The organism is Streptomyces sp. NRRL F-5135, from assembly GCF_000719775.1.
Classification (GTDB): Bacteria; Actinomycetota; Actinomycetes; order Streptomycetales; family Streptomycetaceae; genus Streptomyces; species Streptomyces hebeiensis.
The window spans coordinates 195,661-221,314 of sequence record NZ_JOHR01000005.1 but is presented as its reverse complement, the minus strand read 5'-3'; the positions used below and the strand labels follow the sequence as shown (position 1 = coordinate 221,314).

At 70.9% G+C, this 25,654-nt stretch carries 25 protein-coding genes and 1 tRNA gene; 14 read left to right on the top strand and 12 right to left on the bottom strand.

All coding sequences use genetic code 11. The features are described 5' to 3' along the window. Nucleotides 1–211: 211 nt before the first annotated feature. A complete protein-coding gene (locus tag IG02_RS0109740) occupies nucleotides 212–739 on the top strand; it encodes a peptidylprolyl isomerase (RefSeq protein ID WP_030744280.1) in 528 nt (175 codons plus the stop codon). 146 nt (nucleotides 740–885) lie between these two features. Next, nucleotides 886–1,806 carry a rhomboid family intramembrane serine protease gene (locus IG02_RS0109735; RefSeq protein WP_030744278.1) on the top strand — a complete coding sequence of 307 codons (921 nt, stop codon included), beginning with the start codon at nucleotides 886–888 and terminating at the stop codon, nucleotides 1,804–1,806. 331 nt (nucleotides 1,807–2,137) lie between these two features. Here the strand turns inward: IG02_RS0109735 and crgA are convergent, their stop codons facing one another. Continuing rightward, nucleotides 2,138–2,395, bottom strand: coding sequence for a cell division protein CrgA (crgA, locus tag IG02_RS0109730; protein WP_030744276.1), 258 nt, complete (start codon nucleotides 2,393–2,395; stop codon nucleotides 2,138–2,140). Nucleotides 2,396–2,534: 139 nt separating this feature from the next. Here crgA and IG02_RS0109725 point away from each other — a divergent pair, with 139 nt between their 5' ends. From IG02_RS0109725 to IG02_RS0109705, 5 genes are all read left to right on the top strand, one after another. Further along, the gene (locus IG02_RS0109725) at nucleotides 2,535–3,344 is read left to right on the top strand and encodes a DUF881 domain-containing protein (RefSeq protein WP_030744274.1); all 810 of its coding nucleotides are present in this window, start codon (nucleotides 2,535–2,537) and stop codon (nucleotides 3,342–3,344) included. A gap of 145 nt (nucleotides 3,345–3,489) precedes the next feature. Then, nucleotides 3,490–3,663 (top strand): hypothetical protein, encoded by a 174-nt coding sequence (locus IG02_RS40490; RefSeq protein ID WP_030744272.1) that lies wholly within the window; start codon nucleotides 3,490–3,492, stop codon nucleotides 3,661–3,663. Continuing rightward, nucleotides 3,660–4,298, top strand: coding sequence for an aminodeoxychorismate/anthranilate synthase component II (locus IG02_RS0109715; protein WP_030744270.1), 639 nt, complete (start codon nucleotides 3,660–3,662; stop codon nucleotides 4,296–4,298). The genes IG02_RS40490 and IG02_RS0109715 overlap by 4 nt, the downstream gene beginning before the upstream one ends. Further along, a complete protein-coding gene (locus IG02_RS39010; RefSeq protein WP_078854336.1) occupies nucleotides 4,295–5,866 on the top strand; it encodes a class E sortase in 1,572 nt (523 codons plus the stop codon). The genes IG02_RS0109715 and IG02_RS39010 overlap by 4 nt, the downstream gene beginning before the upstream one ends. A gap of 190 nt (nucleotides 5,867–6,056) precedes the next feature. After that, nucleotides 6,057–6,770 (top strand): class E sortase, encoded by a 714-nt coding sequence (locus tag IG02_RS0109705; protein ID WP_051764795.1) that lies wholly within the window; start codon nucleotides 6,057–6,059, stop codon nucleotides 6,768–6,770. A gap of 95 nt (nucleotides 6,771–6,865) precedes the next feature. On the opposite strand, the gene pknB is transcribed toward IG02_RS0109705, so the two are convergent. The 6 genes from pknB to IG02_RS0109675 form a co-directional block, all read right to left on the bottom strand. Beyond that, on the bottom strand, nucleotides 6,866–8,893 hold the full coding sequence (pknB, locus tag IG02_RS0109700) for a Stk1 family PASTA domain-containing Ser/Thr kinase (protein WP_030744263.1): 2,028 nt from the start codon (nucleotides 8,891–8,893) through the stop codon (nucleotides 6,866–6,868). A gap of 168 nt (nucleotides 8,894–9,061) precedes the next feature. Then, the gene (locus tag IG02_RS0109695) at nucleotides 9,062–10,528 is read right to left on the bottom strand and encodes a peptidoglycan D,D-transpeptidase FtsI family protein (RefSeq protein ID WP_030744261.1); all 1,467 of its coding nucleotides are present in this window, start codon (nucleotides 10,526–10,528) and stop codon (nucleotides 9,062–9,064) included. Continuing rightward, nucleotides 10,525–11,916, bottom strand: a complete 1,392-nt coding sequence (locus tag IG02_RS0109690) for an FtsW/RodA/SpoVE family cell cycle protein (RefSeq protein WP_030744259.1) — start codon at nucleotides 11,914–11,916, stop codon at nucleotides 10,525–10,527. Before IG02_RS0109690 ends, IG02_RS0109695 begins: the two co-directional genes overlap by 4 nt. 28 nt (nucleotides 11,917–11,944) lie before the next feature. Next, nucleotides 11,945–13,507: a Stp1/IreP family PP2C-type Ser/Thr phosphatase gene (locus IG02_RS0109685; RefSeq protein ID WP_030744257.1), complete on the bottom strand. Its 1,563-nt coding sequence runs from the start codon at nucleotides 13,505–13,507 to the stop codon at nucleotides 11,945–11,947. 84 nt (nucleotides 13,508–13,591) lie between these two features. Then, on the bottom strand, nucleotides 13,592–14,104 hold the full coding sequence (locus tag IG02_RS0109680) for an FHA domain-containing protein FhaB/FipA (protein WP_030744255.1): 513 nt from the start codon (nucleotides 14,102–14,104) through the stop codon (nucleotides 13,592–13,594). Between the two features lie 10 nt (nucleotides 14,105–14,114). Next, nucleotides 14,115–14,957: an FhaA domain-containing protein gene (locus IG02_RS0109675; protein ID WP_030744253.1), complete on the bottom strand. Its 843-nt coding sequence runs from the start codon at nucleotides 14,955–14,957 to the stop codon at nucleotides 14,115–14,117. Between the two features lie 316 nt (nucleotides 14,958–15,273). Between IG02_RS0109675 and IG02_RS0109670 the strand changes: the two genes are divergently transcribed. From IG02_RS0109670 to IG02_RS0109655, 4 genes are all read left to right on the top strand, one after another. Beyond that, nucleotides 15,274–15,357, top strand: a tRNA-Leu gene (locus IG02_RS0109670). Between the two features lie 340 nt (nucleotides 15,358–15,697). Next, on the top strand, nucleotides 15,698–17,278 hold the full coding sequence (locus IG02_RS0109665; RefSeq protein WP_030744251.1) for a DUF2252 domain-containing protein: 1,581 nt from the start codon (nucleotides 15,698–15,700) through the stop codon (nucleotides 17,276–17,278). Between the two features lie 48 nt (nucleotides 17,279–17,326). Next, on the top strand, nucleotides 17,327–18,370 hold the full coding sequence (locus tag IG02_RS0109660) for a J domain-containing protein (RefSeq protein ID WP_030744249.1): 1,044 nt from the start codon (nucleotides 17,327–17,329) through the stop codon (nucleotides 18,368–18,370). Nucleotides 18,371–18,492: 122 nt separating this feature from the next. Beyond that, the gene (locus tag IG02_RS0109655; protein ID WP_030744247.1) at nucleotides 18,493–18,837 is read left to right on the top strand and encodes a rhodanese-like domain-containing protein; all 345 of its coding nucleotides are present in this window, start codon (nucleotides 18,493–18,495) and stop codon (nucleotides 18,835–18,837) included. Between the two features lie 131 nt (nucleotides 18,838–18,968). On the opposite strand, the gene IG02_RS0109650 is transcribed toward IG02_RS0109655, so the two are convergent. Genes IG02_RS0109650 through paaA form a run of 5 tightly spaced genes read right to left on the bottom strand, consistent with a single transcriptional unit; the run spans nucleotide 18,969 to nucleotide 22,643 of the window. Further along, a complete protein-coding gene (locus IG02_RS0109650) occupies nucleotides 18,969–20,036 on the bottom strand; it encodes a 2Fe-2S iron-sulfur cluster-binding protein (RefSeq protein WP_030744244.1) in 1,068 nt (355 codons plus the stop codon). Further along, a complete protein-coding gene (gene paaD, locus IG02_RS0109645) occupies nucleotides 20,037–20,582 on the bottom strand; it encodes a 1,2-phenylacetyl-CoA epoxidase subunit PaaD (RefSeq protein WP_078854334.1) in 546 nt (181 codons plus the stop codon). It lies immediately after the preceding gene. Next, on the bottom strand, nucleotides 20,576–21,295 hold the full coding sequence (gene paaC / locus IG02_RS0109640) for a 1,2-phenylacetyl-CoA epoxidase subunit PaaC (RefSeq protein WP_030744240.1): 720 nt from the start codon (nucleotides 21,293–21,295) through the stop codon (nucleotides 20,576–20,578). The genes paaD and paaC overlap by 7 nt, the downstream gene beginning before the upstream one ends. Further along, nucleotides 21,292–21,582 carry a 1,2-phenylacetyl-CoA epoxidase subunit PaaB gene (gene paaB, locus IG02_RS0109635; RefSeq protein ID WP_030744238.1) on the bottom strand — a complete coding sequence of 97 codons (291 nt, stop codon included), beginning with the start codon at nucleotides 21,580–21,582 and terminating at the stop codon, nucleotides 21,292–21,294. The genes paaC and paaB overlap by 4 nt, the downstream gene beginning before the upstream one ends. Continuing rightward, nucleotides 21,579–22,643 carry a 1,2-phenylacetyl-CoA epoxidase subunit PaaA gene (paaA, locus tag IG02_RS0109630; protein ID WP_234314679.1) on the bottom strand — a complete coding sequence of 355 codons (1,065 nt, stop codon included), beginning with the start codon at nucleotides 22,641–22,643 and terminating at the stop codon, nucleotides 21,579–21,581. The genes paaB and paaA overlap by 4 nt, the downstream gene beginning before the upstream one ends. 119 nt (nucleotides 22,644–22,762) lie before the next feature. Between paaA and IG02_RS0109625 the strand changes: the two genes are divergently transcribed. From IG02_RS0109625 to IG02_RS0109615, 3 genes are all read left to right on the top strand, one after another. Then, nucleotides 22,763–23,473, top strand: a complete 711-nt coding sequence (locus IG02_RS0109625) for a DUF5819 family protein (RefSeq protein WP_037802636.1) — start codon at nucleotides 22,763–22,765, stop codon at nucleotides 23,471–23,473. A gap of 149 nt (nucleotides 23,474–23,622) precedes the next feature. Beyond that, on the top strand, nucleotides 23,623–24,813 hold the full coding sequence (locus IG02_RS0109620; RefSeq protein ID WP_234314691.1) for an HTTM domain-containing protein: 1,191 nt from the start codon (nucleotides 23,623–23,625) through the stop codon (nucleotides 24,811–24,813). A 97-nt stretch (nucleotides 24,814–24,910) separates the two neighbouring features. Then, nucleotides 24,911–25,597 (top strand): TrmH family RNA methyltransferase, encoded by a 687-nt coding sequence (locus IG02_RS0109615; protein WP_199813994.1) that lies wholly within the window; start codon nucleotides 24,911–24,913, stop codon nucleotides 25,595–25,597. The last annotated feature ends 57 nt before the right edge of the window (nucleotides 25,598–25,654 follow it).

Genomic DNA, 25,654 nt, shown 5'->3' with positions numbered 1-25,654 from the left:
CTCCGGCCGCGCTTCGCCTTCTCCGTGCCGGTCCGTACGGCCCGTACCGGCTCGTACCCTTCGCCGTGTTTCGCCTGTTCCGCGCCTCTTTCGTGTGTCCTCCGCAGGGCCGCCCACGGCCCGCTGTGCCTGTCGGCGCCGCTCGCGTGCGAGGATCGGGAGGGTCGGAGAAGACGTACGAAGACTTACGAAGACTTACGGAAGGCAGATCGTGGCCGAGCAGCTTTTCGCCACCCTGAAGACCAACCACGGTGACATCGAGGTCCGGCTGCTGCCGAACCACGCCCCGAAGACGGTCAAGAACTTTGTCGAGCTCGCCCAGGGCGAGCGGGAGTGGACGCACCCCGCGACCGGAAAGAAGTCCAAGGACAGGCTGTACGACGGCACGGTCTTCCACCGGGTGATCAGTGGCTTCATGATCCAGGGCGGTGACCCGCTGGGCAACGGCACCGGCGGCCCGGGCTACGAGTTCGAGGACGAGTTCCACCCGGACCTCGCCTTCGACAAGCCGTACCTGCTGGCCATGGCCAACGCCGGCCCGGGCACGAACGGCTCGCAGTTCTTCATCACCGTGGCGCCGACCGCCTGGCTGACCCGTAAGCACACCATCTTCGGCGAGGTCAGCACCGAGGCCGGCAAGAAGGTCGTGGACGCCATCGGCGCCACCCGGACCAACCCGCGCACCGACCGTCCGGTGGAGGACGTGGTGATCGAGTCCGTCGTCATCGAGACGCGCTGACCCAAGGGCCGACCGGTCCGCCCTTCCCGCCGAGGGGACGCCCCTCCGGGAACCTTCCCGCCCTGCCCGTCCGTAGTGGTTACATAACCGGCCGGGCGGGGCGGCGCGCTGTGCGCCGCCCGCCGTGACGAGGACCGAGGGGACCGATGGACCACCCGCCTGGAGGCCACGGAGGCCAGGACCAGCCCGCTGCCGGCGAGGGGCTGCCCCACTGCTACCGGCATCCCGGCCGTGAGACGGGCATACGCTGCACCCGCTGCGAGCGCCCCATCTGCCCCGACTGCATGATCAGCGCGTCCGTCGGGTTCCAGTGCCCGGACTGTGTGCGGCAGGGGTCCGGTACGGGGCGCGGGCCCGCGGCCGCCCGGCCGCGCACCCTCGCCGGGGGGACCGTCACGTCCGACCCCCGGCTGGTCACCAAGGTCCTGATCGGGATCAACGCCGCGGTCTTCTTCGCGGTGCTCGGCGTGGGCGAGAACCATCTGCTGATCAAGCGGCTCGACCTCATCGGGGCCGCCTTCGACCCGGCGCTCGGCCATTCCGTCGGTGTCGCCGACGGCGAGTGGTACCGGCTGGTCACGGCGATGTTCCTGCACCAGGAGATCTGGCACATCGCGTTCAACATGATGGGCCTGTGGTGGCTCGGCGGACCGCTGGAGGCGGCGCTCGGCCGGGTCCGGTTCCTGGCGCTCTACCTGCTCTCCGGACTGGCGGGCAGCGCCTTCACGTATCTGATCGCGGCGCCCAACCAGGGCTCACTGGGCGCGTCCGGTGCCGTCTTCGGACTGCTCGGCGCGACCGTCGTGCTGATGCGCCGGATGAACTACGACCTGCGGCCGGTCCTGATCCTGCTGGCGCTGAATCTGCTCCTCACCTTCACCTGGTCCGGTATCGCCTGGGAGGCGCACGTCGGCGGACTGGTGGCGGGCACGGTGATCGCCATAGGCATGGTGCACGCGCCCCGCGCGCACCGGACGCCGGTGCAGTCAGGGACCTGCGCGCTGGTGCTGGCGACGACGGTCGCGATCGTCGTGCTCAGGACCATGTCGCTGACCACCGGCGGCTGAGCGGGCGACCCCCGACGCCCGGGCCTACCTGATGGTTGTCCACAGTATGTGGTGGATCTTGTGCACGCCGTGGGGAACATGCGTGCCCCTTGTCCCCGATGTGGGTCTGACCAGCGGCGACAAGGGGCGTGCGAGGCGGCGGAGCGGCGGACGCGGTCACACCGGCGTCAACATTCCGTGGAGTTATCCACAGATCGTCTGACCTTTTCCCCTGCTGTGGACAACGCTGTGGATAAGTCGGGGCGGAGCTTGACGAGCGTGGGGCGGATCCGCTATCTCCGCCGCCGGGAGCCCCCGCCGGCCTCGTGGGTCAGACCCACATCGGGGCCGGCTACTTCCACTGAGTGGAGACGCCGAACCCCGCCGCGATGAAGCCGAAGCCGACGACGATGTTCCAGTTCCCGAAGCTGTCCACCGGGAGATCACCGTCAGTTACGTAGAAGACGACGATCCAGGCCAGCCCGATCAGAAACAGCGCGAGCATGACCGGGGCCACCCAGCTCCGGTTGGTGAGCTTTATGCTGGCCGCCTGCTTCGCGGCCGGCGGCGGCGTGAAGTCGGCCTTCTTGCGGATACGTGACTTCGGCACGAGGGACTCTCCTGTCGATGCGCTGCGTGACCGCGCAGGTAACTGAAACGGGCTGCCTGGGCGACGCGCAGGGGGAAACGCCACTCCCGGGCGTCCGTTAGCGTAGTGCTTCCGCGGCGCCGAAGGAGATAAGGGTACGTTGAGCAATTCCGCCGACTCTCTCCCGAAGCAGGCCGACTCTTCCCCGGAGCGGGAGCCAGGACCGCGCTCCAGGCCCTCCCTGCGGCCCGTACGGCTGCTCACGGCGGCCGTTTTCGGCCTCGCCGGGCTGATCTTCGTCACCAGCTTCAACACGGCCAAGGGCACCAACATCCGCACCGACGCCTCGCTGCTGAAGCTCTCCGACCTGATCCACGAGCGCGACCGGAAGAACCAGCAGCTGGGCGACACCACCGCCGCTCTCCGGGACGACATCGACACCCTGGTCCGCCGCGACCACGGCGCCACCGACGCGGAGAACGCCGGGCTGCGCGCCCTGGAGAAGTCCGCGGGGACGGAGAAGGTGACCGGTGAGAGCCTCACCGTCACGCTGAACGACGCCCCGCCGGACGCCACCGCGAACCCCGGCTACCCCGAGCCCCAGCCCAACGACCTCGTCATCCACCAGCAGGACCTCCAGGCGGTCGTCAACGCGCTGTGGGCGGGCGGCGCGCGGGGCATCCGGGTGATGGACCAGCGGCTGATCTCCACCAGCGCCGTGCGGTGCGTCGGCAACACGCTGATCCTCCAGGGGCGTGTCTACTCCCCGCCATACAAGATCACCGCTGTCGGTGACGCGGACAGGCTGCGCAAGGCCGTCGACGATTCTCCCGCGATCCAGAACTACCTGCTGTACGTGAAGGCGTACGGGCTGGGCTGGAAGCTTGAGGAGCGCGGCGAGGAGACCCTCCCCGGCTACTCGGGCACGGTGGACCTGCACTACGCGGAGCCGGTGCGGCCCTCGGAGTAGCCACGGTGTACGCCGGACGGGCGGCTGTGACGAAGAGCAACCCCGAACCTCCGTACAGCTGCCCCATGCGCCGCCCATATGCCCTCGGTGCCCTTTAGTCTGGTGCCGTACCGCCCGAGGGCGGCACCAGGACGGAAGGGACGGCATGTACGGCTGGATCTGGCGGCATCTGCCGGGCAACGCGTGGGTGCGGGCGGCGCTCTCGCTCGTGCTGGCGCTCGCCGTCGTCTTCGTGCTGTTCCAGTACGTCTTCCCGTGGGCGGAGCCGCTGCTGCCGTTCAACGATGTCACCGTCGACGGAGCAGGAGCTGCCGGATGAGCGCGCGCATTCTCGTCGTGGACAACTACGACAGCTTCGTCTTCAACCTCGTCCAGTACCTGTACCAGCTGGGCGCCGAGTGCGAGGTCCTGCGCAACGACGAGGTGGCCACCTCGCACGCCCAGGACGGCTTCGACGGCGTCCTGCTCTCCCCCGGCCCCGGCACTCCCGAACAGGCCGGTGTCTGCGTCGACATGGTGCGCCACTGCGCCGCGACCGGCGTGCCCGTCTTCGGCGTCTGCCTCGGCATGCAGTCGATGGCGGTGGCGTACGGCGGTGTCGTCGGCCGCGCCCCCGAGCTGCTGCACGGAAAGACATCGCTGGTCCTGCACGAGGGGCGGGGCGTCTTCGCGGGGCTGCCCTCGCCGTTCACCGCCACCCGCTACCACTCGCTGGCCGCGGAGCCCGCCGAGCTGCCGGCCGAGCTGGAGGTCACGGCGCGGACCGAGGACGGCATCGTCATGGGGCTGCGCCACCGAGAACTGCCGGTCGAGGGCGTGCAGTTCCACCCCGAGTCGGTGCTCACCGAATACGGCCACCTGATGCTGGCCAACTGGCTGACGCGGTGCGGTGACCCGGGCGCGGTGGGCCGGTCGGAGGGCCTGGCGCCGGTGGTGGGCAAGGCGTTCGCGTGACCGAACCCCGTCCCGAGCACGGTACGGGTCCCGGAGATCCGTACGGGGAGTACGGACGGCACGAGCAGAGTCCGTACGGGCAGGGCTCGTACGGGCAGGGAACGCCGTCGCACGAGCAGGGGGCGTACGGCCGGGGACCGTACGAGGGCGCCGACGCGCCGGGGGCGGAGAGGCCGGTGGACCCGCTGAACGATCCGCTTCCCGACGGACAGCCGCCGCCCCCGGAACCGGGCCGGAGACAGGGCGGCCGCCACCGCGGTCGGCAGCGGGAGGGACAGCCGGACGCGCCGGGCCCGGCATTCCCGGGGCCCCCGCGGGACCACGCCGCGGGGCAGCCAGGACCGGTGCGGCCCGGACAGGGACGGCGCAGACGGCACGGCGCGCCCTGGTCGCCCGAGGGCGAGCGGCCGGCGGGGCCGGGAGCGGCGGGGCCCGGCCCCGTACCGGCGCCGGGCCCCCTACGGCCACCAGGACGGGCATCGGCGCCGCCCGCAGGGCCGGCGGGCCCGGCCGGACCGGGCGTGCGGGAGTTCTCCGTACAGGGGCCTCCCGGACCGCAATCTCCCGCTCCGGAGCCCCCCGCGCCGGATCAGGCGGCCACGGCGGTCCTCCCCGTCATCGGCCCCTCGGACGACGAGACCGTGGGGCTGCGTACGCGCGACACGCGTCGTGCCGCCGCACCGGGGGCGGGAGAGGCCGGGGAGCCCCGTACGGGCGGCCGGGCCGAGCGGCGCCGGGCCGCGAAAGGGGGCGGGCGGGGGCGCAGACGCGCGGCGTCCGCCGCGACGGGGACGGCTGCGGTACCGGCCGGTGCCGGTGCCGGGGCCCGGTCCGAGGCGGCGGCGGCCTCCCGGCCGCTCTCCCGCGTCGAGGCGCGCCGCGCGGCCCGCGCACTCAAGGAGAGCCCGGCCGTCATCGTCAGCCGGGTGGTCGGCGAGCTGTTCATCACCTTCGGCGTCGTGATGCTGCTGTTCGTCACGTACCAGCTCTGGTGGACCAACGTCCGTGCCGGTGCCTACGCCGGCGACCAGACGAACCAGATCCAGGACGGCTGGGCCAAGGGCCGCAAGCCCGACGCCTTCCGGCCCGGACAGGGCTTCGCCATCATGTACATACCGAAGCTGGACGTCGTGGTGCCGATCGCCGAGGGCATCAGCAAGACGCAGGTCCTCGACCGCGGAATGGTGGGGCACTACGCGGAGGGCGGCCTCAAGACGGCGATGCCGTCCGCCCGCCAGGGCAACTTCGCGGTGGCCGGGCACCGGAACACGCACGGCGAACCGTTCCGCTACATCAACCAGCTCCAGCCCGGCGACGACATCGTCGTCGAGACCCAGGACACGTACTACACGTACGAGATGGCCAGCATCCTGCCGCAGACCCCGCCGTCGAACGTGAGCGTGCTCCGTCCCGTGCCGCCGGGTTCGGGGTTCACCGGGCCCGGTCGCTACATCACGCTGACGACCTGCACGCCCGAATTCACCAGTACCTATCGTCTGATCGTGTGGGGCAAGATGGTGGAGGAACGGCCACGCAGCAAGGGCAAGCCCGACGCTCTCGTGAGCTGAGACCGCGTGAGACCGCGCGTACACAGGACAGCGGCACGTTGACGGGGAACAGGGGACAGGGGCGTTCGCGGTGGCAGGGAGCAAGCACGACGATGAGCGCGCCGAGCGCGCCGAGCGCGAGGACACCCCGCCCGCCCCGGGCCCGCCGCGGTCGGCACCGGAACCCGCCGCGCCGGACGCCGCGTCGTCGGTGACGCCGCCCCCGGCCCGTCCGCGAAAGGGCCGCAGGAGGCGTCTCGCGTCCGTGGTCAGCGTCCTCGGCGAACTGCTCATCACCGCGGGCGTGGTGATGGGTCTCTTCGTCGTCTACTCGCTGTGGTGGACGAACGTCCTGGCCGACCGCGAGTCCGCCAAACAGGGCGACGAGATGCGGCACGACTGGGCGCGTGAGGCACCCAAGGGGACGCCCCGCGCCTTCGACTCCGAGGACGGCATCGGGTTCCTCCACGTCCCGGCGATGGACAGCGGCGAAGTGCTCGTCAAGAAGGGCACCAGCACCTCGGCGCTGAACAACGGGATCGCCGGCTACTACACGGATCCGGTCAAGTCCGCGCTCCCCTGGGACGAGAAGGGCAACTTCTCCCTGGCCGCGCACCGGGACGGCCACGGCGCGCGGTTCCACAACATCCACAAGCTCAAGGACGGCGATCCGGTCGTTTTCGAAACCCGGGACACCTGGTACATCTACAAGGTCTTCAAGACGCTGCCGAAAACGTCGAAGTACAACGTGGACGTGCTTCAGCCGGTCCCGGAGGAGTCGGGAAAGACCAAGCCCGGTCGCTATCTGACGCTGACGACCTGCACGCCTATCTACACCTCGGACTTCCGCTACATCGTGTGGGCCGAACTGGACCGTACGGAGAAGGTCGACAAGGAGCGCACGCCTCCGCGCGAACTGAGCTGAGGACGGGCCCCTGTTACGCCGATGGCCCCGACACCCTGAGTGGGTGTCGGGGCCATCGGCGTTCGACGGGTCGCCGTCGGCGTCGGCGTCGGCCGTCAGCCGCCGACGCCGGCGAAGAAGCCGCCGCCAGGGCCGTTGTCTCCGTTGTCTCCGTTGTTTCCGCCGTTACCGTTCCCGCCGTTGCCGTTCTGGCCGCCGATGGTGGTGACCGTGACGGTGTCGCCCTTGTTGACCTCGGTTCCCGAACCTGGGTCGACGCTCACGACGAAGGCATTGGGATCGGTGGACGAGTTGGGACCGGGCGCGACATTGAGCCCCAGACCCTGGAGCGCGCCCTGGACCTCGCCGAAGCGCTTGCCTGCCAGACCGTCGGGGATCCTGACCTTTTCCTGCTGCGGACCCTTGGAGACGCTCAGCGTGACCTGGTCGCCCTTGGACACCTGGGTGCTGGGAGACGGGTCCTGCGCCGTGACGGTGCCCGCGGGCTGTTCGCCGTCCACGTCGTTGCGTACGACCGAGAGGCCGAGCCCTTCCAACTGGCTCTTGGCGGCGTCGAACTGGTTGCCCACCACCTGCGGGACGGGGAACTGCTCCGTCTTGGCGATCGACAGCGTGATCGTGGACTTCTGCTCGACCTTCGTGCCGCCCTCCGGATCCTGGCTGACCACGGTGCCCGGGTCCTCGTCGGACTCGATCTGCTTGGTCTCGACCTTGAATCCGTCGGACTTGAGTATGTCGGTGGCGTTGTCCACGTCCTTCTGGGTGACGTCGGGGACCTTGATCTGCGGGGCGCCGTCCGAGATGACGACCTGAAGGGTCTCGCCCTGCTGCATCGTGCCGCTCGCCGGGATCTGCGAGCAGATGGCGTCCTTGGGCTGGTCGCAGCGCTCCCGGCCGGACTCGGTGACCTTCACGCTCGCGTTGGTGGCGAGTTGTTGTGCCTCTTCGAGCGTCTTGCCGACGAGCTGGGGGACCGCGACCTCACCGCTGTCCCCCTTGTCGGCGAAGACCGCCCTGCCGATCAGGATCGCGCCGATCAGTACCAGGACGCCCGCGACCACCAGCAGGATCGTGGAGGTGTTGGACTTCTTCGGGGCCTGCCGGCGCCTGCCCTGGCGGTCGTCGTAGCCGAAGCCGCCGTCGTCCGGGTTCACCGGGGGGAGCATCGAGGTCTGGCCGGCGGCGCCCGGGGCGGTCGCGGGCATCGCCGTCGTCGCCTGGTTGTCCCCCGCGTAGCCGGCGCCGTAGCCCACCGCTCCCATGGCGGCGGTCGCGGCGACGGGCTGTCCGTCGAGGCACGCCTCGATGTCTGCGCGCATCTCGTCGGCGGACTGGTAGCGGTAGTCCGGGTCCTTGACCAGGGCCTTCAGGACGATCGCGTCCATCTCGGGCGAGATCTCGGGGTCGAAGACGCTCGGCGGCTGCGGCTCCTCGCGTACGTGCTGGTACGCGACGGCGACCGGGGAGTCGCCGATGAAGGGGGGCCGGACTGCCAGCAGTTCGTACAGCAGACAGCCGGTGGAGTAGAGGTCGGACCGCGCGTCGACCTGCTCGCCCTTGGCCTGCTCCGGGGAGAGGTACTGGGCGGTGCCGATGACGGCCGAGGTCTGGGTCATCGTCATGCCGGAGTCGCCCATGGCGCGGGCGATGCCGAAGTCCATGACCTTGACCTGGCCGGTGCGCGTCAGCATGACGTTCGCCGGCTTGATGTCGCGGTGGACGATGCCGTTGCGGTGCGAGTACTCCAGCGCCTGGAGGATGCCGATGGTCATCTCCAGCGTGCGCTCGGGCAGCAGCCGGCGCCCGGAGTGCAACAGCTCCCGCAGGGTCGAGCCGTCGACGTGCTCCATCACGATGTACGGCAGGGAGACCCCGTCGAGGTAGTCCTCGCCCGTGTCGTACACGGCGACGATCGCGGGGTGGTTGAGCGAGGCGGCCGACTGGGCCTCTCGGCGGAACCGGGCCTGGAACGACGGATCGCGGGCCAGGTCGGCCCGCAGTGTCTTCACGGCGACGCTACGGCCGAGGCGGGTGTCGTGGGCGAGGTAGACCTCGGCCATGCCACCACGGCCGAGCACCGAGCCCAGCTCGTACCGGCCGCCGAGGCGACGCGGCTCTTCCATAACTGTTCCAGCCCTCTCCGTCGATCCCGACCGCACCCGTGTGTGGTCCGGCGGTGTGCTGCTCGCGCCTACGCTACCGGGCACGCCGTACCCGGTTGGCCCCTAACGGGCACCTGATACACGACCGGTATCGCAATGTGCAGATATGGATGTGAGCCGTGACCGGCGTCACTGCTTACCGTCGATGACCGCTTTCATGACGTCCTTCGCGATGGGGGCGGCGAGGCCGCCTCCGGAGATGTCGTCGCGGCTGGCGCTGCCGTCCTCGACCACGACCGCCACGGCCACGGGGGAGCCGCTGTCCGTCTTGGCGTACGAGATGAACCACGCGTACGGGTTCTGGTCGTTGTTCTCGCCGTGCTGCGCCGTACCGGTCTTGCCGCCGACGGTCACGTTCGGGATCTTCGCCTTGGTGCCCGTGCCCTTGTCGACGACGGTCTCCATGATGCTCTGGAGCATCTGGGCGTGCTCCTGGGACAGCGGCCGGCTCATCTCCTCCGGCTCGTTCTTCTCCAGGACGTCCAGGTTGGGGGCTTCCAGCCGGTCGACCATGTACGGCTTCATCAGCTTGCCGTCGTTGGCGACCGCGGAGGCGATCATGGCCATCTGGAGGGGGGTGGCGCGGGTGTCGAACTGGCCGATGGACGAGAGCGCGGTCTGTGATTCGTTGATGTCCTCGGGGAAGACGGACTTCTCGACGCGGACCGGGGTGTACTGCTCCTCGTTGAAGCCGAACTTCTTCGCGGTCTCCAGCATCTTGTCCTTGCCGAGGTCCGCGCCCAGCTTGCCGAAAACGGTGTTGCAGGACACGCGCAGCGCCTCGCGGAGGGTGGCGTTCTTGCAGGGCAGGTCGCCCTCGTTCGGCAACTCCTGGGTCGTCCCGGGCATGGTCCACGGCAGCGGGCTGTCGGTGGGCTCGTCGGGTCCGGAGACCTTGCCGTGCTCCAGGGCCGCGGCGGCGGTGAGCACCTTGAAGGTGGAGCCGGGCGGGTAGGTCTGGCGCAGGGCCCGGTTGAGCATCGGGTCGTCGGGGTTGTTCTTCTTGTCCAGCGCGACCCAGGCCTTCTCGTCCGCCTTGCTGTTGCCCGCGAACGTGGACGGGTCGTAGCTGGGGGTGGAGGCCAGCGCGAGGATCTTGCCGGTCTGCGGGTCGAGGGCGGCGACGGCGCCCTTCTTGTCACCGAGACCCTCGAACGCGGCCTTCTGGGCGGCGCTGTTGAGGGTGGTGACGACGTTGCCGCCCTTCTCCTTCTTGCCCGTGAACATGCTCATGGTGCGGTCGAAGAAGAGCTTGTCGTCGTTGCCGGTGAGGATGCCGTCCTCGATCTTCTCGATCTGGTTGGCGTCGAACGCCTGGGAGGCGTAACCGGTGACGGGTGCCCACATGGGGCCGTCGGTGTAGGTGCGCTTGTAGACGAAGTCGGTGCCCTCGGTCCTGGCCGAGCCGGTGATCGGCTTGCCGTCGACGATGATGTTGCCGCGCTGGTGGCTGTAGCGCTCGATGAGGACACGGCGGTTGTACTTGTGCGAGTTGAGCTCGTCGGCACGGACGTACTGGAGCCAGTTGTCGCGGATCAGCAGGGCCATGACCAGCAGCCCGCAGAAGAGCGCGATACGTCGCAGGGGCTTGTTCACGGACGCACCACCTGGGTCATCTCGGCGTCGGGGGACGGGGCGGGGGCCGGCGCGGGGCGGCGGGCGGTGTCGCTGATACGGATCAGGATGCCGATCAGGGCCCAGTTGGCGAGCACCGAGGAGCCGCCGGCCGCGAGGAACGGCATGGTCATACCGGTCAGCGGGATGAGGCCCATCACGCCGCCCGCGACCACGAAGACCTGGATGGCGAAGGCCCCGGAGAGGCCGATGGCGAGCAGCTTGCCGAACGGGTCGCGGGCGGCGAGCGCCGTGCGGATACCGCGCTCGACGATCAGGCCGTAGATCAGCAGGACGGCCATGACGCCGGCGAGTCCGAGTTCCTCGCCGACGGTGGAGAGGATGAAGTCGGAGTTGGCGGCGAAGCCGATGAGGTCGGAGTTGCCCTGGCCGAGCCCGGTGCCCAGCGTGCCGCCGGAGCCGAACGCCATCAGGGACTTGGCGATCTGCTCGCTCGCCGCGATCTTTCCGTAGCCCTCGAACGGGTCGAGCCAGGCGGTGACGCGCTGCTGGACGTGCGGCTGGAAGGTGGCCACGCTGACGGCGCCGGCCGCGGACATCAGGAGGCCGAAGACGATCCAGCTGGTCCGCTCGGTGGCCACGTACAGCATGACGACGAACATGCCGAAGAAGAGCAGTGAGGTGCCGAGGTCGGTCTCGAAGACCAGGATCAGGATGGAGACGGCCCAGACCACCAGGATCGGCCCCAGGTCGCGGCCGCGTGGCAGGTACAGGCCCATGAAGCGGCGGCTGGCGAGCGCCAGGGCGTCGCGTTTGACCATGAGATAGCCGGAGAAGAAGATCGCGATGATGATCTTCGCGAACTCACCCGGCTGGAGCGTGCCGAAGCCGGGGATCGTGATCCAGATCCTGGCCCCGAACCTGGCGGGGAAGAACATCGGCAGCACCAGCAGGAACATCGCCACGGCCATGGAGATGTAGGTGTAGCGCTGGAGGATGCGGTGGTCCTTGAGGAGGATCAGCACGGCCGCGAAGAAGGCGACGCCTATGGCGGAGAACATGAGCTGCTTGGTGGCCGCGGCGGGGATGTTGTCCAGCCGCGGTGACTGGTCCAGGCGCCAGATCAGCACCAGTCCGAGGCCGTTGAGCAGCGTCGACAGCGGCAGCAGCAGCGGATCGGCGTACCGGGCGAACTTGCGCACCACGAGGTGCCCGACGCCGGCGAGAAGGGCGACGCCGAGGCCGTAGCCCAGCATCCCGGTCGGCACCTCGCCGTCGAGCGCGAGGCCGACGTTCAGGTACGCGAACACCGGGATGATGACGGCGAAGGCGAGCAGCAGCAACTCGGTGTTGCGGCGGCTCGGTGCGTCGATCGCGCCGATGGTGGTCGTATTGGTGACAACGCTCATGGTGGTGGAAGGCCCCCTACGGCCGGCTCTACTGCTTCCCGCAGTTCGAGGCCACTTTCTGCTCCTCCTCCGAGAGGCTGGGGCCCGGATTGGGAGTCGCTTTCGGCTTGTTGTCGCTGTTCTTGGCGGGAGAACCGGTCGGCGGCGGGCTGCCGGCCGGGTTCTCGGCGGCTTCTTCGTCGGAGGGGACCGAACCGGCCGCGCTGTCGGCGGCCTTGCGGCGGAGTTCCTCCTTCTGGCAGGCCGACGCCTGCACGGCGAGCTCGTCGATCTTCTCCCGGCCGCCCGCGAGGCTGCCCTCGGCGATCGTCGCCTCGACCTGCTTGCGCTGGTACGGCGGCAGGTACTGGAGCTTGATCGCGGGGTGGTCCTTCTCGACCTTCGACAGCGAGAGCCACGCCAGGTCCTGGCTGATGCCCCGGTAGAGCGCCACGTGGTCCTCGTTGGCACCGACGTAGTACTGGTTCTGGGTCCAGCGGTAGCCGCCGTACAGACCGCCGCCCACGACGGCCAGCGCGAGCACGGTGTAGAACGATCTCTTGAGCCACTTGCGGCCGCCGCGCTGCTTGGTGAAGTCGTCGTCGCCGTACGCGCCGAAGGAGCCGTCCTGCGGCATGGAGCCGTAGTCGGCGTCGTCGCCGCTGCCGGGCGGGCCGAAGCCGCCGCCGGGCTGCTGGGGCACCCCGCGGCCGAGGCCGGCGGCGCGGCCGGCGGGCGTCTGCATCGCGGCGTTGTCGGTGGAGTTCAGCGGGAGCTGGTTCTCCGCGACGGCCCCGACGACGACCGGGGTGTCGTTGAGCTGGACCGACAGGGTGTCGCTCGAGTCGAGTTCCAGGACGTCGGCGACGATGCAGGTGATGTTGTCGGGGCCACCGCCGCGCAGAGCGAGCTGGATGAGCGCCTGGATGGTCTCCTGCGGGCCCTGGTAGCTGGCGAGGGCCTCTTCCATCGTCTGGTGCGAGACGACGCCGGAGAGCCCGTCGGAGCAGATCAGGTAGCGGTCGCCGGCCCGGACCTCGCGGATGGAGAGGTCGGGCTCGACGTGGTCGCCGCTGCCCAGCGCGCGCATCAGCAGGGAGCGCTGCGGGTGGGTGGTGGCCTCTTCCTCGGTGATCCGGCCCTCGTCGACCAGCCGCTGCACCCAGGTGTGGTCCTGCGTGATCTGGGTCAGCACGCCGTCGCGCAGCAGATAGGCGCGGGAGTCGCCGACGTGGACGAGGCCGAGCCGCTGCCCGGTCCACAGGAGCGCGGTGAGTGTCGTGCCCATGCCCTCCAGCTGGGGGTCCTCCTCGACCATCACCCGCAGCTGCTCGTTGGCGCGCTGCACCGCCGTACCGAGCGAGGTGAGGATGTCGGAGCCCGGTACGTCGTCGTCGAGCTGCACCAGGGTCGAGATCACCTCGGAGGAGGCGACCTCGCCCGCGGCCTGGCCGCCCATGCCGTCGGCGATCGCCAGCAGGCGGGGACCGGCGTAGCCGGAGTCCTCGTTCCCCTCGCGGATCATGCCCTTGTGCGATCCGGCGGCGAAACGCAGAGACAGACTCATGCGCACCTCGCCCGTCGGCTCGGGGTACAGCCGGTCTCGTGCCACACTGCCCACCCTCCGGTCGGGAGCCTGCCGCGGTCCGCGGTGGGGACCGTCGCGGCTCGCTCGCTCCGCTCGCTCATTGTCGTACTACTTCCGCAGCTCGATGACGGTCTTGCCGATGCGGATCGGAGCGCCCGGCGCGATCGGTGTCGGGCTGGTGAGCCGGGTCCGGTCGAGGTAGGTGCCGTTGGTGGACCCGAGGTCCTCGACGATCCACTGGCCGTCCCGGTCCGGGTAGATCCTGGCATGCCTGCTGGACGCGTAGTCGTCGTCCAGCACGATCGTCGAATCGTGGGCGCGGCCCAGGGTGATGGTCTGCCCCTGGAGGGCCACCGTGGTGCCGGTGAGGGAACCCTCGGAGACGACCAGCTTCGTGGGCGCGCCCCGGCGCTGCCGGCCCGGCTGCTGCTGGCGCTGCTGCGGCGGGGCGGCGGCCTGGCGGTTCTGCTGGGGACGGGCGTCGGCCCCGCGGCGTGAGCCGCGCTGCGTGACGCGCGTTCCGAACAGATCGCTGCGGATGACCTGAACGGCCACGATGACGAACAGCCACAGGACGGCCAGGAAACCCAGCCTCATGACCGTCAGGGTCAGCTCTGACATTGCCCCCGCTTCACCCTTCGGCTTGCCGGTAAACGATGGTGGTGTTGCCCACGACGATCCGCGAGCCGTCGCGGAGCGTAGCGCGGGTGGTGTGCTGTCCGTCTACCACGATGCCGTTGGTGGACCCGAGATCCTGGATGGTCGGGGGCGTACCGGTCCGGATCTCGCAGTGCCGGCGGGAGACACCGGGGTCGTCGATCCGTACGTCGGCGTCCGTGCTGCGGCCCAGGACGAGCGTGGCGCGGGAGATCTGGTGACGGGTGCCGTTGATCTCGATCCAGCGGCGCACCTGGCTGTTCGGCAGGGCGCCGGCACCCGGGCCGCTCGGTCCGGCGGCCGGACCGCGGGCGCCGGGCGGCGGGCCGGCGGGCATGGGAGGCGCCGAGGCGGGCGGGTAGCCGTAGCCACCGGGGGCGGGCGAGGAGGGGCCCGGCCGGCCGCCGGGGCCCTCGGGGGCGCCTCCGGGCGACTGCGACGTGCTCGACGCCAGGGTGCGGCTGCGGACCCGGTACAGGCCCGTGTCGAGGTCGTCGGCCTTCTCCAGATGGACCTTGATGGGGCCCATGAAGGTGTAGCGCTGCTGCTTCGCGTAGTCGCGGACCAGCCCGGCCAGTTCGTCGCCGAGCTGGCCGGAATAGGGGCTGAGGCGCTCGTAGTCGGGCGTGCTCAGCTCCACGATGAAGTCATTGGGGACCACGGTCCGGTCGCGGTTCCAGATCGTTGCGTTGTTGTCGCATTCACGCTGGAGGGCACCCGCGATCTCGACGGGCTGGACCTCGGACTTGAACACCTTCGCGAAGGTGCCGTTGACCAAACCTTCGAGACGCTGTTCGAATCGCTTCATGACTCCCATGGGGCACCTCCTCCGTCGTTGCCGTCCTGGTACTGCTTACTGATCGTATCCACGCGCCGGGAAATCGGGTGGTTCCCCTTGTCTGCCCCGTCCATGAGTGTCACCTCTCACACGGGATCGTAGAGGCGGCCTCACGCCAGTGTCCCGCACCCCGGGGCATGCTCAGGCGGCACCGGGTCGGCGGAGGCCGATTCCCCGTTCCGTTCCCCGGGCCCCCGGAGAACGGATGTGAACGGACCCTCGGCGGCGTGCTAGTGTTCTGGATGTCGCCAGGGGCACACACCAGCAGGTGGGAGCACCGGACGACACGCCCGATGCGCGGGTGGCGGAATAGGCAGACGCGCTGGATTCAGGTTCCAGTGCCCGAAAGGGCGTGGGGGTTCAACTCCCCCCTCGCGCACAGAGAAGAACCGATGAACGGGTCTTCACCGGAGACGGAAGTCTCGGTGGGGCCCGTTTTTCGTCGTATCCGTGAGTTGTGAGGTATTGCACGGGTCAGTTTCGGCCAGGTGCCGGAGGCCCGGTGCGGGCGGCCGTCGGGTGCTCGGCGGAGGGTTTTCCACAGGCGGAGCCGGGGTGTCCTGGGCCGGGAGTACCGTCGTAGCCGGTTGATCTCGCGGTTGGCCCCACGGCTGCTCCCACGGCTGTTCCGAGGGCTGATCCCACGATCGATTCGACTGTTGGTCTCACGGGCCTCGCGCGAGGTACCGCGGCGCGAATACGGGGGGAGGCGGCACGCCATGGGTCGTGTCGAGGTCGGGGACGAGCCGGCGGTGGCGGGAAAGGCGCCGTCGGCCGGGACCGGGCGCATTCCGGCGGTGCCCGGGTTCGCCGCGCGCGCCGAGGGCGCGTCGGCGGCGAAGGAGCGGGGCAAGGCGCTGCGGGCGCGGGTGCCGCGGTCCGCGCACGGCGGCGTGGCGTTTCCGGCCGGGCGGCCCGACGCGGTGCGGGCGGTCGAGGAGTCGAGCCGGGGCCGGGTGGCCGAGCTGACGCCGATACGGGTGGGGCGCATGGCCGCCACGCCGTTCGCCTTTCTGCGCGGCGCCGCCGGGCTGATGGCCCACGACCTGGCGGGCACCGCGGTCACGGGCGTGGGCGCGCAGATATGCGGTGACGCGCACGCGGCGAATTTCGGCCTCTACGGCGACGCGCGCGGCCGGCTCGTCATCGACCTCAACGATTTCGACGAGACGGTGGTCGGCCCCTGGGAGTGGGACGTCAAGCGGCTCGCGACCTCCCTGGTGCTCGCGGGCCGGGAGGCGGGTGCGGACGAGGACACCTGCCGCCGCGGCGCGTGCGACGCGGTCGGGTCGTACCGGCGCACGATGCGGCTGCTGGCGAAACTGCCCGCGCTGGACGCGTGGAACGCGATCGCGGACGAGGAACTCGTCTCGCACGCCGACGCGCGCGATCTCGCCGGAACGCTGGAGCGGGTCGCGGCGAAGGCCCGGAGGAACACGAGCGCGCGGTTCGCCGCCAGGTCCACCGAGGCGGTGGCCGACGAGAGCGGTGGTGCGGCGGGGCCCGGTGGTGCGGCGGGAAGCGGTGATGCGGCGCGGGGCGGGGGCGCGGCGCGGGGCGGCGGCGCGGGGCCCGGCGGTGCGGCGGGAAGCGGCGGGGGTGGTACGGGCGTGGTGCGGCGGCGCTTCGTCGACGCGCCGCCCGTCCTGCGCCGGGTGTCCGACGAGGAGGCCGCGGCGGTCGCCGCCTCGCTGGAGGGGTATCTGGGGACTCTGCCGGAGGACCGGCTGCCGCTGCTGGCGAGGTACGCGATACACGACGTGGCGTTCCGGGTGGTCGGTACGGGCAGTGTCGGGACGCGGTCGTACGTGGTGCTGCTGCTCGACCACCGGGGTGAGCCGTTGGTGCTCCAGGTGAAGGAGGCGCGGCCCTCCGTCCTGCTGCCCCACCTTCCGGCCGCCGGATTCGAGCCGCCGGAGGTGGCGCACGAGGGGCGCCGGGTGGTGCTGGGACAGAAGCGGATGCAGGTGGTGAGCGACAACTTGCTCGGCTGGACGACGGTCCACGGCCGGCCGTTCCAGGTACGGCAGTTCAGGAACCGCAAGGGGAGCGTGGACCCGGCGGCGCTGCCCGCGGACCAGATGGACGACTACGGGCGGATGACGGGCGCCCTGCTGGCCAGGGCGCACGCGCACAGCGTGGACCCGCGGCTGATCGCCGGGTACTGCGGCAAGAACGAGGAACTGGACGAGGCCGTGGGCGATTTCGCCGTGGCGTACGCGGACCGTACGGAGGCGGACCACGCGGCGCTGGTCGCGGCCGTCAGGAGCGGGCGGATCGCCGCCGAGCCCGGCGTGTGACGGCGGGACGGGGGCCGGGGCGGTGGCGATCGCCCGTAGGCTGGGCGGGTGATGTACGACGCCCCTGGGGAGCCGACGATCCGTAACGACGACGAGCAGGACGTACGACAGGCCGTACGAGACGTGCGGGACATGCCCGGTGCCGACGTGCGGGACATGCCCGGTGCGGCGGAAGCCACGGCGACGGCGGGTGTCGGCGCGGACCGGGCCGGCGGCGAGCGGATCGGTGGCGGGCAGGCCGGCGACGCGGGGGAGTCGACGGATCGGGACGGCATCCCGCCGGCGGACGCGGCGGACGCGACGGACGAGACGGGCTCCGAGCGGCCGGAGGCCCGGCTGGACAAGGCCGTGCGCGCAGCCGAGCAGGCGCTGATCGAGTTCGAGATCGCGGTGGAGACGTTCCGGATCGAGGTGGAGAACTTCTCCCGGCTGCACCACGAGAAGCTGGGCCCGATGTACTCCCGGCTGGACGAACTCGACGCGCTCATCGCCGAGGCACGGGCGGCCAGGACCGGGGATCCGGAGGACCTGCGCAAGGCGCGGGAGGCACGGGCGATCGTGCAGCCGATGCCGGGGGTGGAGGAGCTGTTCCACGACTGGCTGGACTCCGACGGGCTGTCGCAGGAGGCGGCCGCGATGCTGACCGGCCAACCGGTGCGGCCGCCCCAGCGGGTGCGGCCGAGTGACGAGGTGCGCAAGCTCTACCGCGACCTGGTGCGCAAGGCGCACCCGGACCTGTCCCGCGACGAGGCGGAACGGGCCCGGCGCGAGGAGTTCATGACGCGGGTCAACGCCGCGTACGGCCGTGGGGACGGACCACAGCTCACGCAGCTCGCCGAGGAGTGGGCGGCGGGGCCCGCGCCCGGGACGGACCGGCTGAGCGAGAGCGAGGAGCTCTACGCCCGGCTGGAGTGGCTGGCGCAGCGCAAGGAGATGCTGGCGCTGGTGGCCCGGGAGCTGGAGGAGAGCGCGATCGGCGCGATGCTCAGGATGGCACCTGACGACCCGGACCGGCTGCTGGAGGAGATCGCCGAGCAGTTGCTGGCCGAGGTCTCCGAGCGCGAGGCGGAACTGGCCAGGCTGGTGCAGTAGGTTTTTTCGAGCCCCGCGCGCCCGGAAGGCGGGTTCCGGAGTCCGGCCATCGCGGTCCGGTCCACCGCCGGGTCCCGCTACTCGGGTTTCGCCGCCCGAATCCGTACGAGAGAAGGAACCCCATGGAATTCGCCCCGCTGCCCGCAGTCGACGCCGCCGCGGTTCCGGCGGACGCTCTGGTGCTGGATGTCCGGGAGGACGACGAGTGGGCGGCCGGTCATGTGGAGGGGGCGCTGCACATTCCGATGAGTGACTTCGCCGCCCGCTTCCCGGAGGTGACCGAGGCCGTGGAAGGGGGCCGGCGGGCCTATGTGATGTGCCGGGTCGGCGGTCGCTCCGCCCAGGTCACCCAGTATCTGGTGCGGCAGGGGATCGACGCGGTGAACGTCGACGGCGGGATGCTCGCGTGGGACGGCGCCGGGCGTCCGATGGTCACGGACGACGGTGGCCCGGCCGCCGTCCTCTGAGACGCCCGGTGCCCTCCCGCGGTGCTGCGCGTGCCGGGAGTGCTGTCGGTGGCGCGGGCGCTGTCCGGGGCGGGAGCGCTGCCGGTGGCGGGGCGTGGCCGCCCGCCCGTGACCGGCGGTGGCGTGCGGCGTCAGCGGTCGAAGTCCAGCTCCACCTCGGTCGTGGTCGGACGGGACTGACAGGCCAGGACATAGCCGGCCTCCGTCTCATCCGGCTCCAGCGCGAAGTTCCGCTCCATCCGGACCGCACCGGAGACCAGGAACGCCCGGCAGGTTCCGCAGACCCCGCCCCTGCACGCGTACGGCGCGTCCGCGCGGGCCCGCTCCACCGTCTCCAGCAGGGATTCGCCCGCCCGGACTGGCCAGGTGCCGGAGCGGCCGTCCAGGGTCGCGGTGAGGGTGCTGTGGGCCGGGGCCCGTACCCGTACGGCCTCGGGCGGAGTACCGGCCGCGGCGCCGGCCGTTCCCTCGTCGATATGGAAGATCTCCTGATGGATGCGGTCACGGCGCACGCCGAGAGCGCGCAGGGCCCGTTCGGCGTCGACGACCAGACCGAGCGGGCCACAGAGGAACCAGCCGTCCACGTCGGCCGTCGGGAGCAGGGCGGGCAGCAGCGCCGTCAGCCTGTTCCGGTCCAGCCGCCCCGACGGCGGCCCCGCCTGCCGCTCCTCCCGTGAGACCACGCTGACCAGCTGGAAGCGGTCCGGATAGCGGTCCTTGAGGTCGGCGACCTCGTCCAGGAACATCGTCGAGGCGACCGTACGGTCGCTCCGGACGAGGCAGAACCGGGCGGTGTCCTCGCGCGCCAGGAGCGTGGCCGCCATCGACAGCACGGGCGTGATCCCGCTGCCGCCCACGATCGCGGCGAAGCGTCCGGGGCGCGGCGTCAGCACGAAACGGCCGGTCGGCTCCATGACCTCGACCGTGTCGCCGACGGCCAGCTCCTTGAAGGCGAACGTGGAGAACTCGCCGCCCTCGATCAGCCGGATTCCCACCCGGAGCACCGGCTCGGGACCGGCCGGGGCGCAGATCGAGTACGTACGCCGGATCTCCCCGTCCGGGGCGGCGCGGCGCAGGGCGATGTGCTGGCCCGGGGTGTGCCGGAACGCTTCGCGCAGCTCGGGCGGTACGGCGAAGGTGACCGCGATCGCGTCGTCCGTGAGCGGCTCGACCTCACTGACCCGGAGCGGATGGAACATCTACAACTCCTTGAAGTGGTCGAACGGTTCGCCGCACGCCGTGCAGCGGCGCAGCGCCTTGCAGGCGGTGGAGGAGAACCTGCTCAGCAGCTCCGTGCCGGCCGAGCCGCAGTGCGGGCAGCGGATCGAGAGCGTCAGCGGGACCGCGCCGTCCGTACCGCGCGGGCGGGGCGGGGCGATGCCGGACTCCGCGAGCTTGCGGCGGCCCTCGGCGCTGATGTCGTCCGTCGACCAGGCCGGGGCGAGAACCGTGACGACGGTGACCTCCGGCACCCCGTGTTCGTGCAGCGCGCGCTCTATGTCCGAGGACATCGTCCCGATCGCGGGGCAGCCGGTGTACGTGGGGGTCAGCTCGACCTGGACCCGTCCGGCCTCCGAGACATGGACCGCGCGCAGCACCCCCAGCTCTTCCAGGGTGAGCACCGGCAGCTCGGGGTCGGGCACGCGGCCCGCGACCCGGCGCAGCTCGGCCTCCAGGGCCGTCGGGGCCGCGTCTTCGCGACGACCGGTGCCGGTGCCGGTGCCTGTGCGTGTGCCGGTCACCATGACGCACCCGGGTGGCTGCGGTGGAGATGCTGCATCTCGGCGAGCATCCGGCCGAACGGCTCGGTGTGCAGCCCCTGCCGGCCCGCGCCGGCCGTCCAGGCCCGGGAGCGCGGTCCGTCCGGCACGGTCAGCGTCGCCCGCTCCAGCACGGAGGCGACGGAATCGAGCCACCGCTCTTCCAGTGCCGGGAAGTCGACGGCGTCCAGCCCTTCGACCGGCTGGAACATCTCGGCGGTGAACGTCCACAGCGCCTCGCAGGCCCGCCGCATCCGCTCATGGCTCTCGGCCGTGCCGTCCCCGAGCCGTAGTGTCCAGTGCTCGGCGTGGTCCTGGTGGTAGGCGACCTCCTTGACCGCCTTGGCCGCGAGCGCGGTGAACTCGCTGTCGGACGAGGCGAGTCGTTCGTACAGGAACCGCTGGTAGGTGGAGAAGTAGAGCTGGCGGGCGATCGTGTGGGCGAAGTCGCCGCCAGGCTGCTCGACCAGGTGCAGGTTGCGGAAGGACCGTTCGTCGCGCAGATAGGCCAGCTCGTCCTCGTCACCGACGAGGGAGAGCAGGATCCGGGCCTGGCCGAGCAGATCCAGCGCGATGTTGGCGAGCGCGACCTCCTCCTCCAGCACCGGGGCCCGGCCCGCCCACTCCCCCAGCCGGTGCGAGAGCACCAGGGCGTCGTCACCGAGCGCCAGCGCCGCGCTGTGCCAGGGGGCGGTCACAGGTGCTTCACCCCCTCCGGGATCTCGTAGAACGTCGGGTGCCGGTACGGCTTGTCGGCGGCCGGGGCGAAGAACGGGTCCTTCTCGTCGGGCGAGGTGGCCGTGATCGCGGCGGACTCCACCACCCAGATCGACACGCCCTCGTTGCGCCGGGTGTACAGGTCCCGGGCGTTACGCAGCGCCATCTCCGCGTCCGGTGCGTGCAGACTTCCCGCGTGCGTATGGGACAGCCCCCGGCGGGAGCGCACGAAGACCTCCCACAGCGGCCAGTCGCCCTGGTTGCTCATACCGCCGCCTCCACATGCGTCCCTGTCTCTTCCGCCCGCGTCCCGGTCTCTTCCGCCGGCTTCTCCGGCCGCTCGCGGTGCGTCCGTCCCGCCGGTCGTCCCTCCGGCGGGTGCTCGCCCGGCCGGCCGGGACGCGCACCGTGCTTCGTGGCGTACGCGGCCGCCGCCTCCCGGACCCAGGCCCCTTCCTCATGAGCCCGGCGGCGCCGGTCGAGCCGCTGCTCGTTGCAGGGCCCGTTGCCCTTCAGCACCTGCTGGAACTCGCTCCAGTCGATCGGTCCGAAGTCGTACCGCCCCAGCTCCTCGTTCCAGCGGAGGTCCGGGTCCGGCAAGGTCAGACCGAGGGACTCGGCCTGTGGGACACAGATGTCCACGAAGCGCCGGCGCAGCTCGTCGTTGGAATGGCGCTTGATCTTCCAGGCCATGGACTGCGCGGAGTGCGCCGACGCGTCGTCCGGCGGGCCGAACATCATCAGTGACGGCCACCACCAGCGGTTCACCGCGTCCTGCGCCATCTCGTGCTGGGCCGGGGTGCCCTTGCTCAGCGTCAGCAGCAGCTCGTACCCCTGGCGCTGGTGGAAGGACTCCTCCTTGCAGATCCTGACCATCGCCCGGGCGTACGGCCCGTACGAGCAGCGGCACAGCGGGACTTGGTTCGTGATCGCCGCGCCGTCCACCAGCCAGCCGATCGCGCCGACGTCCGCCCAGGTCAGCGTGGGGTAGTTGAAGATCGACGAATACTTCTGCCGACCGGTGTGCAGCTTGTCCAGCAGCTCCTCGCGGCTCGTGCCGAGGGTCTCCGCCGCGCTGTACAGATACAGGCCGTGGCCCGCCTCGTCCTGCACCTTGGCCATCAGGATCGCCTTGCGGCGCAGCGAGGGGGCGCGTGTGATCCAGTTCGCCTCCGGCTGCATGCCGATGATCTCGGAATGGGCATGCTGCGCCATTTGCCGGACCAGCGAGGCGCGGTACGCCTCCGGCATCCAGTCGCGCGGCTCGATGCGCTCGTCAGCGGCCACGGCGGCGTCGAACGCTGCCTGGAACGCCTCCACCGTCGTCATCCGGGACCCCCTGTCCACCGACCGATCGTTCGGTTCGTCGGCTTCAATGGTGTGGCGGCGGACCGTAGGGTGTCAACCCTGTGGATAACTGACGGGCTACCGGCGGGGATCGGGACGGCATGGATACGTACGACCACAAGGGCGGGAGCGCCGGGCCGCCGCCCGGCGTCGGCATAGCCGGCCTCTCACGCCGTGGCCAGGTGGTGGCCGCCGTCGCGCTCGCGGCCGTCGGGGTGGTGGCCTGTGTGCACCTGGGAATGGTGTTCTTGCACGTCGCCCCGTCGAACACGGCCAGCAAGCAGTACGACGAGGCCGTCGACGACTGGGTCTATCCCGAGTTCGAGCAGAACTGGAAGCTCTTCGCGCCCAACCCCGTCCAGTCGAACATCGCGGTCCAGGCGCGTGCCGAGGTCGCGGACTCCGACGGAGCGCTGCGGACCACCGGCTGGATCGACCTCTCGGCCGAGGACGGCGCGGCGATCCAGGGCAGTCTGCTGCCCAGCCATGTCAACCAGAACGCCCTGCGCCGGGGCTGGGACTTCTACATCGGCTCGCACGACGAGGAGGAACGGCCCAACGGCCTGCGCGGGCGGCTCTCGGAGAGCTACGTTCGCCGCATGGTGCTGTCGCGTCTGGCGGACCGTGAGCCGGCCGGGCGGCTGGAAAGGGTGCAGATCAGGTCCGTCACGACCGCCGTCGCACCGCCTCCCTGGAGCGACGAGAAGGCGCGGACGCGGCCGTACTACCGGACCTTGTCCTGGTGGACGGTGACGTCGGAGGACCTCCCCGAGGGGGCCCGTGACGGCCGTGCGGAGGGAAGCCGCGAGTGAGCGAGCACGTCACGCCGGGCCCCGGCCCGGTGCCAACCCCCCGTCTCCCGGATGCGAACCCGCCCGGATCCGGCTCCCCGGATTCCCACCCGTCCACGCCGTTCCCGCCGTCCCCGTCCCCGTCCGTTCCGCCTCCGTCGCTCACGAGCCTGGTGGCCGCCTGCCGCCGGCGGGCGGCGCACGCCGTCCAACGCGTCACGGCCACCGCCCTCGGGCCGTACCAGAGCGCCGTCCTCCGTATCGGCTTCGCCGGTACCTGGCTGCTCTTCCTGCTGCGTGAGGTGCCTCACCGCAGGGAGCTGTACGGGCCGGACGGTCCGTGGAGCTGGGACATGGCGCGGCAGCTGATCGCGCGGAACCACGCCTTCACCGCGCTCATGTGGTCGGACAGCGCGGTCTGGTTCGAGGCGGTGTTCGCCGTGGCCGTGCTGTCCAGCGCGCTGCTGATGCTCGGCTGGCGCACCCGCACCATGTCCGTGATCTTCATGCTCGGGGTGTTGTCGCTCCAGAACCGCAGCATCTTCGTGGGCGACGGCGGGGACAACGTCGTCCATCTGATGGCGATCTATCTCGTGCTGACGCGCTGCGGCCGGGTGTGGTCGCTGGACGCCCGGCGCGCCGCCACCACCGCGCGGGCCGCCGCCACCGCTCCCGTCCGGGACCGGGTCGGACCGGTCCTCTGGGGCGTCATGGCCGTTCCCCTCCTCGTCGGTACGGTGACCGACGGGGTGACCGTCGAGGTGTGGCTGCTCGTTCTGTGCTGGGGCATGTGGGCCGCGCAGGGGCTGTGGTGGCTCGCGAACCGCCGGGGCCCGACGGGCGAGGCACGCGCCCTGCTGGACGTGCTCGCCAACATCCTGCACAACGGCGCGCTCCTCGTGATCATGGCCGAGGTCTGCCTGATCTACGCCACGGCCGGCTGGTACAAGATCCAGGGCTCCCGCTGGCAGGACGGCACCGCCCTGTACTACCCGCTGAAGCTGGACTACTTCTCCCCGTGGCCCGGCCTCTCCGATCTCCTGGCGGCCAACGGCATCGTGGTGCTGCTGCTGACCTACGGCACGGTCGCGGTGCAGGTGGCCTTCCCCTTCGCGCTCCTGAACCGGCGGGTCAAGAACGTGCTGCTCGTCGTCATGATGCTGGAGCACCTGGGCATCGCCGTCCTGCTCGGACTGCCCTTCTTCTCGCTCGCCATGATCACGGCGGACGCGGTGTTCCTGCCCACGGGCTTCCTGCTGTGGCTCGGCGGCCGGGCCGCGACCCGGCCGCGGCGGCCGGTACCGAAGAGCGGAGGGGCACCGGCGCCACGGGTCCCCGTACCCTCGTCGGGTGAGCAGTGAGAGACCAGCGGTGGCCGGTGTGCCCGGGCCGGCGGGTGCGGCCGACGAGACCGGGCCGGCCGGTGACACCAGTGAGATCGACGCGACCGGCACCACCGTGACCCGGGCGCGGGGGACGGTGCGGACCGGGATCGCGGAGCCGACGCAGTACGACGAGGGCTTCACCCCCGAGGTCGGCGTCGGCCCGCACCCGGGACCCTGGCCCGAGGACGAGCGGTACGACCCGGAGCTGCTGGCGCACGGCGACCGGCGCAATGTCGTCGACCGCTACCGGTACTGGACGCGCGAGGCGGTCGTCGCGGACCTGGACACCCGGCGGCACGACTTCCATGTGGCGGTGGAGAACTGGAGCCATGACTTCAACATCGGCTCGGTCGTTCGGACCGCCAACGCCTTCCTCGCCAAGGAGATCCACATCGTCGGCAGACGGCGCTGGAACCGGCGCGGTGCGATGGTCACCGACCGGTACCAGCACGTACGTCACCACTCCGGCACCGCCGAGCTGACGGCCTGGGCGGCGGCGGAAGGGCTGCCGATCATCGGTATCGACAACCTGCCGGGCGCCGTGGCCCTCGAACGGACCGAGCTGCCGCGCCGGTGCGTGCTGCTCTTCGGGCAGGAGGGCCCGGGGCTCACCGAGGAGGCGCGCGAGCACGCCTCGATGGTCTGCTCGATCGCCCAGTTCGGCTCGACCCGCTCGATCAACGCGGGCGCGGCGGCGGCGATCGCGATGCACGCCTGGGTGCAGCGGTACGCCGACATCCCCGAGCCACCTGCCCTCTGACCGCCGCCGTCCCTCTGACCGCCGCCGGCCTTCCGACCGGGCACCGGCCTTCCGACC